The 15,556-nt window shown below is 63.1% G+C and carries 18 protein-coding genes and 1 tRNA gene; 4 read left to right on the top strand and 15 right to left on the bottom strand.

What is annotated here, in order from left to right:
• Nucleotides 1–15: 15 nt before the first annotated feature.
• From nuoI to B4A39_RS14345, 12 genes are all read right to left on the bottom strand, one after another.
• Nucleotides 16–507, bottom strand: coding sequence for an NADH-quinone oxidoreductase subunit NuoI (gene nuoI / locus B4A39_RS14400; protein WP_040345161.1), 492 nt, complete (start codon nt 505–507; stop codon nt 16–18).
• Nucleotides 507–719 carry a hypothetical protein gene (locus tag B4A39_RS14395; RefSeq protein WP_292037246.1) on the bottom strand — a complete coding sequence of 71 codons (213 nt, stop codon included), beginning with the start codon at nt 717–719 and terminating at the stop codon, nt 507–509. The genes nuoI and B4A39_RS14395 overlap by 1 nt, the downstream gene beginning before the upstream one ends.
• Nucleotides 719–943, bottom strand: coding sequence for a hypothetical protein (locus B4A39_RS14390; protein ID WP_292037245.1), 225 nt, complete (start codon nt 941–943; stop codon nt 719–721). The genes B4A39_RS14395 and B4A39_RS14390 overlap by 1 nt, the downstream gene beginning before the upstream one ends.
• Nucleotides 943–2,019, bottom strand: coding sequence for an NADH-quinone oxidoreductase subunit NuoH (nuoH, locus tag B4A39_RS14385; protein ID WP_292037244.1), 1,077 nt, complete (start codon nt 2,017–2,019; stop codon nt 943–945). Before nuoH ends, B4A39_RS14390 begins: the two co-directional genes overlap by 1 nt.
• A 3-nt stretch (nt 2,020–2,022) precedes the next feature.
• Nucleotides 2,023–4,068 carry an NADH-quinone oxidoreductase subunit NuoG gene (gene nuoG, locus B4A39_RS14380; RefSeq protein WP_292037243.1) on the bottom strand — a complete coding sequence of 682 codons (2,046 nt, stop codon included), beginning with the start codon at nt 4,066–4,068 and terminating at the stop codon, nt 2,023–2,025.
• A gap of 5 nt (nt 4,069–4,073) precedes the next feature.
• A complete protein-coding gene (gene nuoF / locus B4A39_RS14375; RefSeq protein ID WP_292037242.1) occupies nt 4,074–5,387 on the bottom strand; it encodes an NADH-quinone oxidoreductase subunit NuoF in 1,314 nt (437 codons plus the stop codon).
• A 6-nt stretch (nt 5,388–5,393) separates the two neighbouring features.
• The gene (locus B4A39_RS14370; protein ID WP_292037241.1) at nt 5,394–5,663 is read right to left on the bottom strand and encodes a hypothetical protein; all 270 of its coding nucleotides are present in this window, start codon (nt 5,661–5,663) and stop codon (nt 5,394–5,396) included.
• Complete coding sequence (nuoE, locus tag B4A39_RS14365) at nt 5,663–6,337, bottom strand: NADH-quinone oxidoreductase subunit NuoE (RefSeq protein ID WP_292037240.1); 675 nt, start codon at nt 6,335–6,337, stop codon at nt 5,663–5,665. The genes B4A39_RS14370 and nuoE overlap by 1 nt, the downstream gene beginning before the upstream one ends.
• Complete coding sequence (locus B4A39_RS14360) at nt 6,334–7,512, bottom strand: NADH-quinone oxidoreductase subunit D (RefSeq protein ID WP_292037349.1); 1,179 nt, start codon at nt 7,510–7,512, stop codon at nt 6,334–6,336. The genes nuoE and B4A39_RS14360 overlap by 4 nt, the downstream gene beginning before the upstream one ends.
• 95 nt (nt 7,513–7,607) lie before the next feature.
• Nucleotides 7,608–8,234, bottom strand: a complete 627-nt coding sequence (locus tag B4A39_RS14355; protein WP_292037238.1) for an NADH-quinone oxidoreductase subunit C — start codon at nt 8,232–8,234, stop codon at nt 7,608–7,610.
• Nucleotides 8,231–8,830, bottom strand: a complete 600-nt coding sequence (locus B4A39_RS14350) for a NuoB/complex I 20 kDa subunit family protein (RefSeq protein WP_292037237.1) — start codon at nt 8,828–8,830, stop codon at nt 8,231–8,233. The genes B4A39_RS14355 and B4A39_RS14350 overlap by 4 nt, the downstream gene beginning before the upstream one ends.
• Entirely contained in the window at nt 8,800–9,177 is a 378-nt protein-coding gene (locus B4A39_RS14345; RefSeq protein ID WP_292037236.1) for an NADH-quinone oxidoreductase subunit A, read from the bottom strand. The genes B4A39_RS14350 and B4A39_RS14345 overlap by 31 nt, the downstream gene beginning before the upstream one ends.
• A gap of 210 nt (nt 9,178–9,387) precedes the next feature.
• On the opposite strand from B4A39_RS14345, the gene B4A39_RS14340 reads away from it, so the two are divergent.
• Nucleotides 9,388–10,998: an AbgT family transporter gene (locus B4A39_RS14340; protein WP_292037235.1), complete on the top strand. Its 1,611-nt coding sequence runs from the start codon at nt 9,388–9,390 to the stop codon at nt 10,996–10,998.
• 112 nt (nt 10,999–11,110) lie between these two features.
• Nucleotides 11,111–11,187, top strand: a tRNA-Asp gene (locus B4A39_RS14335).
• 561 nt (nt 11,188–11,748) lie between these two features.
• Here B4A39_RS14335 and B4A39_RS14330 read toward each other — a convergent pair.
• Both B4A39_RS14330 and B4A39_RS14325 read right to left on the bottom strand, forming a co-directional pair.
• Nucleotides 11,749–12,516 carry a hypothetical protein gene (locus tag B4A39_RS14330; protein ID WP_292037234.1) on the bottom strand — a complete coding sequence of 256 codons (768 nt, stop codon included), beginning with the start codon at nt 12,514–12,516 and terminating at the stop codon, nt 11,749–11,751.
• Between the two features lie 122 nt (nt 12,517–12,638).
• Nucleotides 12,639–13,235 (bottom strand): hypothetical protein, encoded by a 597-nt coding sequence (locus B4A39_RS14325; protein ID WP_292037233.1) that lies wholly within the window; start codon nt 13,233–13,235, stop codon nt 12,639–12,641.
• Nucleotides 13,236–13,263: 28 nt separating this feature from the next.
• On the opposite strand from B4A39_RS14325, the gene B4A39_RS14320 reads away from it, so the two are divergent.
• Nucleotides 13,264–13,983 carry a DUF5677 domain-containing protein gene (locus B4A39_RS14320; protein ID WP_292037232.1) on the top strand — a complete coding sequence of 240 codons (720 nt, stop codon included), beginning with the start codon at nt 13,264–13,266 and terminating at the stop codon, nt 13,981–13,983.
• On the opposite strand, the gene B4A39_RS14315 is transcribed toward B4A39_RS14320, so the two are convergent.
• Complete coding sequence (locus B4A39_RS14315) at nt 13,980–14,474, bottom strand: hypothetical protein (protein WP_292037231.1); 495 nt, start codon at nt 14,472–14,474, stop codon at nt 13,980–13,982. The genes B4A39_RS14320 and B4A39_RS14315 overlap by 4 nt on opposite strands.
• Nucleotides 14,475–14,834: 360 nt before the next feature.
• Here B4A39_RS14315 and B4A39_RS14310 point away from each other — a divergent pair, with 360 nt between their 5' ends.
• Nucleotides 14,835–15,551 carry a hypothetical protein gene (locus tag B4A39_RS14310; protein ID WP_292037230.1) on the top strand — a complete coding sequence of 239 codons (717 nt, stop codon included), beginning with the start codon at nt 14,835–14,837 and terminating at the stop codon, nt 15,549–15,551.
• Nucleotides 15,552–15,556: the final 5 nt, after the last annotated feature.

The raw sequence follows: 15,556 nt of genomic DNA, 5'->3' as shown, positions 1-15,556 counted from the left end.
GAATCGCGGCTCGGTTTAGCGATACGGAGCGTCGAGTTCCAGATTCTTCGCGATCAGCCGTTCCCAGCGGTCGCCGTTGTCCAGCAGTCGGGCCTTGTCATAGAGCAGTTCTTCACGCGTCTCAGTGGCGAACTCGCTGTTCGGTCCCTCGACGATGGCGTCCACCGGGCAGGCCTCCTGGCACAGGCCGCAGTAGATGCACTTGACCATGTCGATGTCATAGCGGGTCGTGCGGCGGCTGCCGTCGGCGCGCGGTTCGGCCTCGATGGTGATGGCCTGTGCGGGGCAGATCGCTTCGCACAGCTTGCAGGCGATGCAGCGTTCCTCACCGTTCGGGTAGCGGCGCAGCGCGTGCTCGCCACGGAAACGCGGCGACTGCGGGTTCCGCTCGAACGGATAGTTCACCGTCGCCTTCGGCTTCATCATGTATTTCATCGACAGGCCGACGGCGCCGAACACGTCGGTCAGCATCGCGCCCTTGGCCGCCTGAACGATACGGGTCAGCATTACGATTTCACTCCGGCGCAGTCGCGTTCATAGCGGGCGCTTTCCTTGTCGAGGGTCTGGCACAGGCGTTGGCGCTCGGCATCCTGCCGCTGCAACTGCTCCACCTTGCGTTCCCACTGATAGACCGAGACAGGCTCGGCCTCATACGGCGCGCAGGCCGACGCCAAAAGCGGCGTGGCCAGGGCGATCATTCTGACAACCGACAGCTTCATCAGCCCACCTGCCGCTTGCAGTCGTCACGATCAAAACGCGGGTCGTCGCGCGAAAGACGCTGGCAATAGGCCCGCTTGTCGCCCTCCTCGCGACGCTCGCGCTCGACACGTTCCAGCCGCGCGTCCGCGCTTTCCGGGGCGGCCGGGCTCATCGGCTTGAAGGTACAGGCCGACAGGCCGACAGCGAGAGCCGGCGCAAGCAGTGATGTGGCGCGAACGCCCATCACGCACCCACCGCGAAGACGCGCCAAGCGGCCACGACCACCACAGCCACCAGCGAAGCCGGCAGGAAGATCTTCCACCCCAGACGCATCAGCTGATCGTAGCGATAGCGCGGCACGAAAGCCTTGGTCAGCGCGATCATGAAGAACCAGAAGACGATCTTGGTCGCAAGCACCAGGAAGTAGAACAGATTGGCCAGGAAGGTCGGCCAGCTGTCGAGGAAGTCGGTCGGGAAGCCCGGATTCCAGCCGCCGCAGAACAGCAGGCTGATCATGGCGCACATGAAGACGATGTTCGCGTACTCGCCGATCATGAACAGCAGGTAGGGCGTGGACGAATATTCGACCTGATAGCCGGCCACCAGCTCCGACTCCGCTTCGGGAAGGTCGAAGGGCGGGCGGTTGGTCTCGGCCAGGGCCGAGATGAAGAAGACGATGGTCATCGGCAGCATGACCACGATGGTCGGCAGGGTGTCCAGGCCGCCGCCGAACATGTTCCAGTTCCAGATCCAGCCGGTCTGCGCCGTCACGATCTGGGTCAGGTTCATCGTCCCGGCCAGCAGGATGACGTTGATGATGACCAGGCCCATCGAGACCTCATAGGACACCATCTGCGCCGCGGAACGCAGCGAACCCAGGAAGGGATACTTCGAGTTCGAAGCCCAACCGCCCATGATGATGCCGTAGACGCCCAGCGAGCTGATCGCGAGGATGTAGAGCACGCCAACATTCAAGTCAGAGATCACCCAACCCGGCGCGAACGGGATCACCGCCCAGGCGATGAAGGCCAGGATGAAGGTGATCAGCGGCGCGGCCAGGAACACGACCTTGTCGGAGCCCGACGGGACAACGATTTCCTTGAGCACGAACTTGAAGAAGTCGGCGAAGGACTGCAGCAGGCCGAAGGGGCCGACCACGTTGGGGCCCTTGCGCAGCTGAACCCCGGCCCAGATCTTGCGGTCCGCCAGCAGCAGGAAGGCGAGCGAGATCAGGATCCCGACCGTGACGATCAGGATGCCGCCGAGGGTGGCGAGGGTCCAGCCGAGGGGCGTGGCCCAGAAGGAGGTCGCAGCGTCCATGATTTACTCCGCCGCCAGAACGACCGGGGCAGTCCGCTCGGCGGACAGCTCGGCCATGGTTTCGCTGGCGCGCGCGATCGGGTTGGTCAGGTAGGGATCGACGATGGTCGAGACGAAAGCGACGTCGCCCAGATCGCCCTTGGCGCCCAGGCCCGCAACGTCGAACGACGCCGCCGGCGCCAGGTAGTCGATGCGGCCGAAGGTCGGATGGTCGCCCATCAGCTTGGCGCGCAGTTGCTCCAGGGTGTCGAACGGCAGCTTGTGACCGGCGCGTTCCGACAGGGCGCGAATGACAGCCCAGTCTTCCTTGGCCTCGCCCTTCGGGAAGACGACGCGTTCAGCCATCTGCACCCGGCCCTCAGTGTTCACGTACAGGCCCGACTTCTCGGTATAGGCGGCGCCCGGCAGGATGACGTCGGCGCCGTGCGCGCCGCGGTCGCCGTGCGAACCCAGATAGACGCGGAAGGCGTCCGAGGCCGAGGCGTTCACTTCATCGGCGCCCAGCAGGAACAGAACGTCCAGAGCGCCCGGCTTCAGCATGCCGGCCACGTCCAGGCCGCCCTCGGCGGGGACGAAGCCCATGTCCAGACCGCCGACGCGAGCAGCGGCGGTGTGCAGGACGTTGAAGCCGTTCCAGCCTTCCTTGACCACGCCAACCTTCTTGGCCAGCGCGCCCAGGGCGTTCAGCACAGCCGCGCCGGTGTCGCCGATCAGGGCGCCCGCGCCGACGATGATCGCCGGGCGCTCAGCCTTGGTCAGGAAGTCGACGGCCGCCTTGGGCAGCTTGCCGACAGTCTTCGAACCGGCGCCGAGGTAGTTGTAGTCATAGGTCAGGTCGACCTGCTCGCCGATGACGCCGATCTCGGCGGCGCCCTTCAGCCAGACCTTGCGAATACGGGCGTTGAGCAGCGGCGCTTCGGTGCGCGGATTGGCGCCGACGATCAGGATGGCGTCAGCGTTTTCAATGCCTTGCAGGCCAGAGTTGAACAGCCAGCCTTCGCGAGCCCCCTGCCCGATCGCGGCGCCGTCCTGGCGACAATCGGTGTTGGCCGAGCCCAGGGCGCGGAACAGATCCAGCGCGGCCTTCATCGACTCCGCGTCCTGCAGGTCGCCGGCGATGACGCCGATGCGGTCGGCCGAAGCCGCCTTGATCTTCGTTGCGACAGTGTTCAGCGCCTCATCCCACGAGGCGGCTCGCAGCTTGCCGTTCTCACGCACGAACGGGCGATCCAGGCGCTGGCGAGCCAGACCATCGACCGCATAGCGGCTCTTGTCCGACAGCCACTCTTCGTTGATGCCCTCGTTCACGCGCGGCAGCACGCGCATGACCTCGGCGCCGCGCGCGTCGGCGCGGATGTTCGAGCCCAAGGCGTCCATGACGTCGATGGTCTCGGTCTTCTTCAGCTCCCACGGACGATAGTGGTACTGCCAGGGACGGTGCGTCAGGGCGCCCACCGGGCACAGGTCGTTGACGTTGCCCGACAGCTCGCTGTCGATGTTCTTTTCCAGGTAGGTGGTGATCTCTGCGCTTTCGCCGCGCGAGATCATGCCGATGTCCGGCACGCCGGCCACTTCGGTGATGAAGCGAACGCAACGCGTGCACTGGATGCAGCGCGTCATGAACGTCTTGACCGTCGGGCCCATGTTCTTTTCTTCGACCGCGCGCTTGTTCTCGCCGTAGCGCGAACCGTCACGGCCGTAGCCGACAGCCTGATCCTGCAGGTCGCACTCGCCGCCCTGGTCGCAGATCGGGCAGTCCAGCGGGTGGTTGATGAGCAGGAACTCCATCACCCCTTCGCGGGCCTTCTTGACCATCGGCGTGTCGGTGAAGATCTCCTGCCCTTCGGCGGCCGGCAGGGCGCACGACGCCTGCGGCTTCGGGGGTCCAGGCTTCACCTCGACCAGGCACATCCGGCAGTTGCCGGCGATGGACAGGCGCTCGTGGTAGCAGAAACGCGGGATCTCGTGCCCGGCGCGCTCGGCGACCTGCAGCACGGTCATGCCGGGTTCGAACTCGGTTTCGACGCCGTTGACCTTGGCGATAGGCATTACGATTACTCCGCCGCGATCGCGTGGCCGGCGAAGTTCGCCCGGCCGCTGCGGTAGGTGTTGATGCGGTCTTCAATCTCATGACGGAAGTGACGGATCAGGCCCTGGACTGGCCAGGCCGCGGCGTCCCCGAGGGCACAGATGGTGTGGCCTTCGACCTGACCGGCCACGTCCAGCAGCAGGTCGATTTCCGAAGGATCGGCGTCGCCGACGGCCATGCGTTCCAGCACGCGCCACATCCATCCGGTGCCTTCACGGCACGGCGTGCACTGGCCGCAGCTCTCATGCTTGAAGAAGTAGCTGATACGGGCGATCGCCTTCACGATGTCGGTGGACTCGTCCATCACCGTCACGCCGGCCGTACCCAGCGACGAGCGATGCTCGCGCATGGAATCGAAGTCCATCAGCGCAACTTCAGCCTGATCACGCGTGATGACCGGGCAGGACGCGCCGCCGGGGATGATGGCTTTCAGATTGCCCCAGCCGCCGCGAACGCCGCCGCCGTGATCCTCGATCAACTGGCGCAGCGGGATCGACATGGCCTCTTCGACCACGCAGGGCATGTTCACGTGACCCGACAGGGACATCAGCTTGGTGCCGGTGTTGTTCGGGCGACCGAAGCTGGCGAACCAGTCTGCGCCGCGGCGCAGGATGGTGCCGACCACGGCGATCGACTCCACGTTATTCACGGTCGTCGGGCAGCCATAGAGCCCGGCGCCGGCCGGGAACGGCGGCTTCAGGCGCGGTTGGCCCTTCTTGCCTTCCAGGCTTTCCAGCAGAGCCGTCTCTTCGCCGCAGATGTATGCGCCGGCGCCGTGGTGGATATAGACGTGGAAGTCCCACCCGTGGACGTTGTTGTCACCGATCAGCTTGGCCTCATAGGCCTGCTTGACCGCAGCCTCCATGCGCTCGCGCTCCAGCACATACTCGCCGCGCAGGTAGATGTAGCAGGCGTGCGCCTGCATCGCGAAGGATGCGATCAACGCACCTTCGATCAGCAGTTGCGGATCATGGCGCATGATCTCGCGGTCTTTGCAGGTCGCGGGCTCGGATTCGTCTGCGTTGATGACGAGGTAGTGCGGACGATCCTTCACTTCCTTCGGCATGAAGGACCACTTCAGGCCCGTCGAGAAACCGGCGCCGCCGCGTCCACGCAGGCCCGAGTTCTTGACGTTGGTGATGATCCAGTCGCGGCCAAGGTCCAGCATGTCCTTGGTGGCGTTCCACGCCCCGCGTTGCTTCGCGCCCTCCAGGCCCCAGTCATGGAAGCCATAGAGGTTGGTGAAGATGCGGTCCTTGTCTTCGAGGAGTCCGACCATGAGCCCTTAAAGTCCTTCCGCCATGCGGCGTTTATGGTGGCGGGTGCGCATGAAGACCGAACCGATCACCAGCGCCCAACCCACGGCCAGAACGCCATAGGCGCCCGTCACCGCATCTTCCGTAAGTCCGAACCGACCTTCGCGAGCGAACAGCACCAGTCCCGCCGCCACCACGATCAGCGCCATTCCGCCCCAGCGGAACGGCCAGCCGACGCGGCGCAGCTCGGCGCGATAAGCCGCCCTGCCCTCATCCGTGTCCAGGTTCGGTCGCGTCATCAGGCGGGAGCCTTCTCAGGCGTCGGCGCAGAGTTCGGCAAAGACTTGATCTTCTTGGCGCGAGAGCCGTCGTACAGCGTCGGATCCGACAGCGTCTTGGCGCCGCCCTCGGGCTCCGAGGTGTGACGGCCGACGCGCGAGCCCGGCTTCGGCGACTTGCCGGCGGCGAAGTCGTCGATGATCTGGGCCATCGTCTCGGGCGTCAGGTCTTCGTAGTAGTAGTCGTTGATCTGGGCCATCGGGGCGTTGGCGCAGGCGCCCAGGCACTCGACTTCCTGCCAAGTGAAGCGGCCGTCCGCGGACAGTTCGTCCTTGGGACCGATCTTTTCCTTGCAGACGCGCATCAGCTCGTTGGCGCCGCGAAGCATGCAGGGCGTGGTGCCGCAGACCTGAATCAGAGCGGCCTTACCAACCGGCTCCAGCATGAACATCGTGTAGAAGGTCGCGACCTCCAGCACCCGGATGAAGGGCATGCCCAGCAGTTCGCCGATGGCGCGGATGGAGGGTTCCGAGACCCAGCCTTCCTGCTTCTGGACCAGCCACAAGATCGGGATCACCGCCGACTGGCGACGGTTCTCGGGATACTTCTTGATCCACCACTCAGCCTTGGCCTTCGTATCCTTTGAAAAGGCGAAGGATTCAGGTTGTTCCTTGGCGAGGCGACGAACGCTCATCGGTCCACTTCTCCGAACACCATGTCGAGCGAACCGAGGATGGCCGACACGTCCGCCAGCATGTGGCCCGTGTTCATCCAGTCCATCGCCTGCAGGTGGCGGAACCCGGGGGCCGACAGCTTGACGCGGTAGGGTTTGTTGGTGCCGTCCGACACCAGATAGACGCCGAACTCGCCCTTGGGCGCTTCAACGGCCGCATAGACCTCGCCTTCCGGCGTCTTGAAGCCCTCGGTGTAGAGCTTGAAGTGGTGGATCAGCGCTTCCATCGAACGCTTCATCTCACCGCGGCGCGGCGGGGTGATCTTGTTGTTTTCGGTCAGGACCGGTTCGCCGGGGCAGTTGCGCAGCTTGTGGATGCATTGCTCCATGATGCGGACCGACTGCTTCATTTCTTCGATGCGGCAGAGGTAGCGGTCCCAGCAATCGCCGTTCTTGCCGACGGCGATGTCGAACTCGAGGTCCGCATAGCAATCGTAGGGCGTGGCCTTGCGCAGATCCCAGGCGATATCCGAACCGCGCAGCATGACGCCCGAGAAGCCCCAGGCCAGGGCTTCTTCCTTGGACACGACGCCGATGTCGACGTTGCGCTGCTTGAAGATGCGGTTCTCGGTGACCAAGCTCTCGATGTCCGCCAGCTTGGCCGGGAACTCGGCGCACCAGCGACCGATGTCGTCGACCAGTTCCGGCGTCAGGTCCTGATGGACGCCGCCGGGACGGAAGTAGTTGGCGTGCAGACGGGCGCCGCAGGCGCGCTCGTAGAACACCATCAGCTTCTCGCGCTCTTCGTGACCCCACAGCGGCGGGGTCAGGGCGCCCACGTCCATGGCTTGCATGGTCGTGTTCAGCAGGTGGTTCAGAATGCGGCCCATTTCCGAGTAGAGGACCCGGATCAGTTGGCCGCGATACGGCACGTCCAGTTCCAGCAGGCGCTCGATGGCCAGGCAGAAGGCATGCTCCTGGTTCATCGGCGAGACGTAGTCCAACCGGTCCAGATAGGGGATGTTCTGCAGATAGGTGCGCGACTCCATCAGCTTCTCGGTGCCGCGGTGCAGCAGACCGATATGCGGATCGACGCGGGTCACCAGTTCGCCGTCCAGTTCCAGCACCAGGCGCAGCACGCCGTGCGCAGCGGGGTGTTGCGGGCCGAAGTTGATGGTGAACTTGCGGTCGTCCATCGCCCGCGCGTGCGGGGTCAGGCCATCCTCATAGTCCTCGAAAGGATCAATCGCCTTGGGAGCGGCCGTCGCAGGGGTGTTGTTGCCGTCGGCCATTACTTGGCTCCCGCCTTCTCGTCGCCCGGCAGGACCGGGGCCGGGTACTCAGCGCCTTCCCACGGAGAGAGGAAGTCGAAATTGCGATATTCCTGGGCCAGCTTCACCGGCTCATAGACCACGCGCTTCTGCTCTTCGTCGTAGCGGACCTCGACATAGCCCGTCATCGGGAAGTCCTTGCGAAGGGGGTGCCCTTCGAAACCGTAGTCGGTCAGGATGCGGCGCATGTCGGGGTGATCCGAGAAGATCATGCCGTACATGTCGAAGGCCTCGCGCTCGAACCAGCCCGCCGACGGATAGACCGATACGACACTGGGAACGGGCTTCACTTCGTCGGTCGAAACCTTGACGCGAACGCGCGCGGCGCGGGTCAGCGACAGCAGATGATAGACCACCTCGAAGCGCTCGGCGCGATCGGGATAGTCGGCGCCGCAGGCGTCCATCAGCAACTGGAAGCCGAATTGATCGCGCAGAGCCGCCATGACGGCGACGATGTTCTCGCGCGGGGCGATCAGGGTCAGCTCGCCATAGGCGACGACGGCCTCGACACCGAGAGCCGCCACCATTTCAGTCCCCAGCGGGGTCAGGGCGGATTCGCGCTCCGCGACGCGCACCAGTTCGCTCATCGCTCGATCGTCCCCGTGCGGCGGATCTTCTTCTGCAGTTGCAGGATGCCGTACAGCAGGGCCTCGGCCGTCGGCGGGCAACCCGGGACATAGACGTCCACTGGCACCACGCGGTCGCAGCCGCGCACGACGCTGTAGCTATAGTGATAGTAGCCGCCGCCGTTGGCGCAGCTGCCCATCGAGATGACGTAGCGCGGATCCGGCATCTGGTCGTAGACCTTGCGCAGGGCCGGAGCCATCTTGTTGGTCAGGGTGCCGGCGACGATCATCAGGTCCGACTGACGCGGCGAACCGCGCGGCGCGGTGCCGAAGCGCTCAAGGTCGAAGCGCGGCATCGACAGGTGGATCATCTCGACGGCGCAGCAGGCCAGGCCGAACGACATCCACATCAGCGAACCCGTGCGGGCCCAGTTGATGACGTCGTCCAGCGAGGTCGTCAGGAAGCCCTGCTCGCCGAGTTCGGTGTTCACCGCCTCGAAGAACTTGTCATGAATCTTGGGGTCGTAGCCTTCGACGGTCGAACGCGCGGCGGAGTTCGCCGGGACCAGCGGGCTCGATGGGGCGATCACTGCCATTCCAGCGCTCCCTTCTTCCATTCGTAGATAAAGCCGACGGTCAGGACGCCGAGGAAGATCATCATCGACCAGAAGGCGAAGACCATGCCGCCATGCGACAGGTCGAACATCGACACCGCCCACGGGAACAGGAAGGCCACTTCCAGGTCGAAGATGATGAAGAGGATCGACACCAGGTAGAACCGGACGTCGAACTTCATGCGTGCGTCGTCAAAGGCGTTGAAGCCGCACTCATAGGCCGACAGCTTTTCGGTGTCGGGATTTTTCGGCGCCAGAGCCCAGGCGGCCAGCATGAAGCCGAGGCCCAGGACGGCGGCGATCGCCAGGAAAACGACGATCGGGAGGTATTCCAGAAGAAATGCGTTCATTCGAGCTGCCTCGCCCGCCGAGGGAGGGGGCGGATTCGGGGCTTCTTAGACCCAACCTTCGGCAGGTTCAAACCCATGTCGGCAAAGGTTTTTTGTTGAGAACGGTTCGCAAGCCTGCGCGCGTTTTGCCGCAGGCCGCGACATTGCCAGCCGCACCGCCGATACGCGTAAATGGCGGCTTTCCCATACCCCCGTAATCAAGGTCGCAGCATGAGCCTGGCAGCACGCTTGCTGAACACCATCGAACGCGTCGGCAATCGCCTGCCCGATCCCGTATTTCTCTTTCTCTGGCTGATCCTGGGCCTGATCGTGCTCAGCATGGTCGGCGCCGGTCTGGGCTGGTCCGCCGTCAACCCGGTGACCGGCGACGTACTGCAGGCCGAAAGCCTGCTGTCGCCAGCCAATCTGGAACGGCTGTTCATCGGCATGCCGCGCACCCTGGCCGATTTCCCGCCCCTCGGGATCGTGATCACAATTATTTACGGGGCCTCGGTCGCCGAACGGACCGGCATGTTCTCGACCGCCATTCGCGGCGCCCTGCTGAATGCGCCGCGATTCATCCTGACGCCGATCGTGGTGGTCACCGGCATGGTCTCCCACCACGCCTCCGACGCTTCTTATGTTGTCGTCATCCCTCTGGCCGCTGTCATCTTCGCCGCAGCAGGCCGTCACCCCCTTGCCGGTCTGGCCGCCGGCTTCGCCGCTGTGTCGGGGGGATACGCGGGCAACCTGTTTCCGGGCGCCAGCGACGCGCTGATTCTGGGCATCACCGAACCAGCCGCTCACCTGATCGACCCGTCCTATGCCGTCAGCATCGCAGGCAACTGGTTCTTCATCGTCGGCGTCGTCATCGTGTTCACGCCGATTGTCTGGTTCCTGACCGACCGCGTAATCGAGCCGCGCCTTGGCCCTTGGGTTCCCTCTTCCGCCGCTCCGGCCACCGCCGAAGAGAAAACCCCTCTTAGCGGCGCCGAAAAGCGCGGCCTGATCTTCGCGGGCCTGACCATCCTGTCGATGATCGCGCTGTGGACGATCGTCACCCTGCTGCCGGGCTCCCCTTTCGTCGACGCTGACGCCGAGCCGGCCCAGCGTTTCAACCCGCTCTATCGTTCGCTGGTCGCCTTCTTCGCCCTGACCTTCTTCGGGGCTGGCGCGGCCTTCGGCGTCGGCTCCGGCTCGATCAAGTCCCACCACGACCTCGTCCGCATGATGCGCGAAGGGATCAGCCAGTTGGCCCCCTATATCGTCCTGGCCTTCTTCGCCGCCCACTTCGTCGCCATGTTCAACTGGTCGGGCCTGGGGCCGATCCTGGCCGTCAACGCCGCAGGGTCCCTGCGCGAGCTGGCCCTGCCGACGCCTCTGCTTCTGATTATCGTGGTGCTGGTGTCCTGCGTCTTCGACCTGTTCATCGGCTCGGCCTCGGCCAAGTGGTCGGCGCTGGCGCCCATTGTCGTGCCCATGTTCATGCTGCTGGGCATCAGCCCCGAGATGACGACCGCCGCCTATCGCATGGGCGACAGCGTCACCAACATCGCGACGCCTCTGATGAGCTACTTCCCGCTGATCCTGACCTTCGCCCAGCGTTGGGACCCGCGCTTCGGCCTGGGTTCGCTGATGGCCACCATGCTGCCCTATGCCGGGGCCTTCCTGGTCGCGGGTCTGATCATGGTGGCGACCTGGGTGGCGCTGGACCTGCCGCTGGGGCCGGGCGTGGGCGTTCACTACGAACCGCCGCCGCCCGCCGTCGCCTCAAACCTTCCGACAGACGGCGGAATCGCTGGCCCCGTGGCCCCGCCACAGGCCGCCGCAGCGGCCAAGTAACGGAGGTCGCGCGATCTTTTCACTTATCCACAGTCGCATCGCTTGACGTGTGCGACGCCCCCGCCTAAACGACGCCCCTCGCCGCGGCGCACAGCGCTTCGGTTCGGGAAACGCGGGTGTAGCTCAGTTGGTTAGAGTGCCGGCCTGTCACGCCGGAGGTCGCGGGTTCGAGCCCCGTCACTCGCGCCATTCTCTTCAAGAACAAGAGAATGGCGCACCCCGCTCCCCTCGAGACACTCTTCTTCGTATTCGGCATGCGTTCGCTCTCAAGGACGCGCGATTCTGCGCCACTCACCGCCCGGCCCAATAGCTCGCTCGAGATCACCTTGGGCATGCCGTGGAGACAGCGGATCGCGCCAAAGTAGGCTGCCACCCGCTCAGAAACGCAGAGCCGCTGCAGGCGCCCCTCAGCACATTTAGCGACCGCAAGTCCGCCCAGCGACTGACGAAGAGGCGCCAAAATCACCCTTGGCCATCGCGAGACGCTGAAACATCCAGCGGCGCGCCTACGCATGCCAAGCGCGTAAATCACACGCCACAGCCAAGCGGCGAACCGCTGTCAAAGCCAACATTACTTTAGGGGGAGTTGGGCGATCTCTACTCGCGTCGAGAAGAGCAGATGGCTGGGGAACTAGGAGACGTCGCCCACCCAAAAAACCCCGCAAACTCAACACTCGCCAAAACGGTGGGGGACCGCTTGTATCGAGGTTTTGTATCATTGCGGTCGGTGAGACAAGAGACTGACTTGCCTTAACCGTCCATCAAAACCGGTGTGCCTTTGGGACGGCCCACGACCACCACTTGATCGGGCGTCCCAAGGAATTCGAACAGGCGAATTCGCACCAGGAAGAATGGGATTTCAGGAGTCGGGTCTCCAAAGTCGAACTTGATGGCCGACCCCGTCTCCAGGTCCGCTGGCTCTACGTAGCCTGATCCACCCACTAAGTGAGACACGTATGGATCAGAGCCGAGGATCACGCCCGGAGTAAGCCAGTCGAAAGCATCATAGCCGCGCGTCGCTACTGCGTAGCCGTGGGCCATTTTTGCGATGAATCTCAGGAATCCCGCACCGTCGATCTTTCCCACCTCATAGGCGACGCCGGGGCTTCCGAAGAACCGGCGAGTCTTGTCGATAAAGGCGGTGAGCCGCTGATCTTGATAATACCATTTCTCGCCGTGGATGACTGCTGAGCGTGGCTTGTCGTCGATGATCGTTGGCCATGGCGCGAGCCAGCTTGGGCACAGGACGGGGCAGCGGTCCCAATCCGTCTGGACGGTCCATTTCCGCATCGTTCGGCCGCGCTCATCCAGTAGCAGGAAGGGATGGTCGATGCGGGTTTTGCGGTCCTTTGGGCGTCTCGTGGGTGCGTCGATCTGGACCCGCAGATTTCCGTAAGTCTGTCGGAGGACAAACTGTTCGTAGGGACTGATCGCTTTCGCGCAGGGCCTACAAGAAGCCTTTTCGAAGATTACGGCGTTGCCCGTTAAAGCGAAGGGGACGACGTGTTCGTCAGTCAACTCTGCGTCGGTCGCGCCGCAGTAGATGCACCGACCCGGCGACGGGTATGTGATGCGCTCGTTCGCTTCCAGATTTAGCGAAAGGTATGCACTGCTCAATTGGGTCTCGCCGCCTATGATCGTCAGTCGGCCAAGGTTCGATCGGCACGCTCAGCCAGAACCAAAGCCGCACCTTCCTCGAAAGTCGGTAGCAGATTCCGAGCATTGAGACCGTAAAGCACCGCTTGGCATCGTTGGCTGAACCGCGCTGCACTCTCTGCTACGCGCTCCAACTCTCCCGACCAATACGGGGCTCTTTTGGATGTGATGGTCCCGTCTGCGATCACAATCTCTCTGAACTCGCGGCCTGACAAACTGATGGGGAACATGTCGGAGTGAGCCATCTGGTTTCTGACCTCGCGAGCACGCTCGTAACGCATAATCATGGCCAGCCCGTAGCAACGATAACGAGCCAGCGGGCCATCCATGTTTAGAATTTTGCGAAGATGGGCGAGCCGTGCCGACATCGAGAACGGCGGCTGTGACCGCAGGCCGCGATAAGCATCGAGATAAGTCGCACGGATGGTGATCTCTGTGATGACCTGTTCGATGTGGGCATACGACCAGACTATCGCGCCTCGAAGAATGAGGAGGTCTGCGAGTTCATCATCCTTGACCCACGGGTTAACGTGAGCACGCCATTCATGCGGCACCAGGAGTTTGCGATCGCTGAGACCCATCAAAACCATCCTTCAAAGGCACGAACATATGATTGCTGAGGATGCGCTCCTCTTCAACGAAACGAACCGCTTGGGGGCCGCCCTGTGGCAGCGAACGCTGGCGACCGTAGGATTGAACAACGATCCAAAGATGGTCTCCTGCATGCTGTTCAAGCGGCTGTGGAGCCACCATCGCGGATACGCCCTGCTCTACAATGGAGGGCTGCCGGTCGAATCCGACACCATCCTGCGATCCTCGATCGAAGCAGCAATCTGTATCGCGGCAAACTACAAGTCGCCTGATGGCCTATGGACCCAGCTTCAACAGGACGCGCTGCTGACCCTCAACGGTCAGATCAACCAATTCCGAGACATGGGCGACAAAGAGATGGAACGGGAAGCGGGCGCGACTCGACGTTGGCTTGCTGAACGATTGCCCCCCGGTCTCAGAGCCGCAAAGCTCAGCATGCAGACTCTGGCCAAGCTGGGTGAGGTGGACATGCTTTATCGCTTCTACCGAGGGCTTTCGGGAACCTCGTCACACGTCACCGGTCTGTCCGTCATGCGAGGGGTGGTGACAGACCAGAACCTCGACATGCAGGACGCCTGGACGGACTTGACCAGCAAGTCGCATCATCTGTGGCAAATCGCGGCGACCCTGCAAGGAAGCCTACTTCACGCGCTCTTGCTCGATGAGACGAGCCACGCCGAGACCTCAGTCGCGCTGGCCAAACGGTTGAACGACCGTCTCGAAGCCGCTGGCAATTAAGTCGGATACAGCCGCTGCACTAAGGGTCGCCAAAACCCGATTAGGTCGTTCACGCATGCGTCGAAACTGATCGTCCTTCCGCTGTCGTCCATGGCGAGATTTTGCCCCCCATACCGGCCCGCGCCATATGTCCCCATTCCGTATCCGGTCGATTGGATATGAGTATTTGCGATGTGGGACATACCCGTTGAGGGCCGCCTGTCGATTTTGACGTGCTTCGAAGCATTCGCCACGTCGCGCATGTATCCTGCTTGTGGAACTTGCGTCTCGACGAAGGACCAGAACTTGCCCGCCGTGTCGAACGTTTGACCATAGTGGGCCTCTAGGTCGGCGCGGTTATGTGCCCACAGCCATTCGTGGGCGTGGAAGAGGGCAGTGGCAGTGGCGAACGCCGTCCTGAACGTGCTTGGCGTGGTCTGAAACTCGCGGACTGTGGGCTCAACGATTTCCGCGAAGTAGTCGCCCGCGCTCGACATAACGGTGACAGGCATTTGTCCTCCCGACTTTGGCTGCCATCACCTCAATAGAGCGAGCCAGGCCGCCCCCGTCCAGTTGATGTAATCTCGTTAGTTGCGCGACCGTCCGAGACACCGTTCACTGGTAGCCGAATTGGGGAGGCGTATTTGGCTTGCAACGCTTGGAACCACTCGTCCCGCTGCAACTGCGGCTGGGGTGGAGTTTCCTACGGGCTGCCGACCCCACAGGAGCCTGCTTCGGAGCAGCGGATAAGTTTCATCAACCCGAACGCTCGCTGTCCTGTGTGTGGCGAAAGCGTCTTTTTTTTTCGGTCCGACAATGGCGGCGCGGTCTATTTCGATGCCTTGGGTTGGCCTTGGCCGAAGCACCCTTGCATGGATCAAAACCGTTCCAGGGCTGGACGCGCAAAGACTGAGATTCTCGCCTCTGCTGCTGGCACCCCTCAATCAGAGTCCGACGATAGCTGGGTCGCATTCGAGATTTGGACGGTGGAATCCGAAGATGGGCACACGATTGTTGTCGGCAGGCCAGATGGCCAAGCGTCCGCGATCCGTCTCGGCATCGCCAGCGCAGTGATCGCTCAGGCAGGTTTACCGGCCTTCGTTCGGCCGAAACCCGAGCGGATCGGCATTGTGGACTTCACCACGCTCTCCGACTTGGAGCCGATCGAGGTGGATGCCTATCTTGATTGTAGTGAACTCGCCGACGTTCAGACTTGGATTGCCGCCTTACGGGGCTCGCATTCGGATCAGAACATGGTGGGCTGGCTCCAGTCATTCGGGCGCGCGCGGAGTTTTGTAAGCTCCCCATCCCAATTCTCCCGAGCGAACTGGCGCGGCGGAATGCACTGGATGTGCCTTGCCGCAGAAGGAGGCCATCCATCAGCCCTCAACAATCTCGCATCTGAAAAGATGATGGCGGGCTGTGAAATTCCAGCGTCCGATCGGGTCGCCCTTCGGGAACAGCTATATGCAGCAGCCAAGCGTCTCGACGATTGCCGAGCTTCGCCCTCCCCCGACCTCAGGGATGCACTGGCCGAGACGCGGCGGCTGGTGTCGCTCTATCGGACCGTCCAGGGCGGGGATAGGTAAGCCGC

Origin of the sequence: Brevundimonas sp. UBA4553, from assembly GCF_002387245.1 — a bacterium.
Taxonomy (GTDB): Bacteria; Pseudomonadota; Alphaproteobacteria; order Caulobacterales; family Caulobacteraceae; genus Brevundimonas.
The sequence above is the reverse complement of the archived record's forward strand: the minus strand, read 5'-3'. Positions and strand labels throughout refer to the sequence as shown.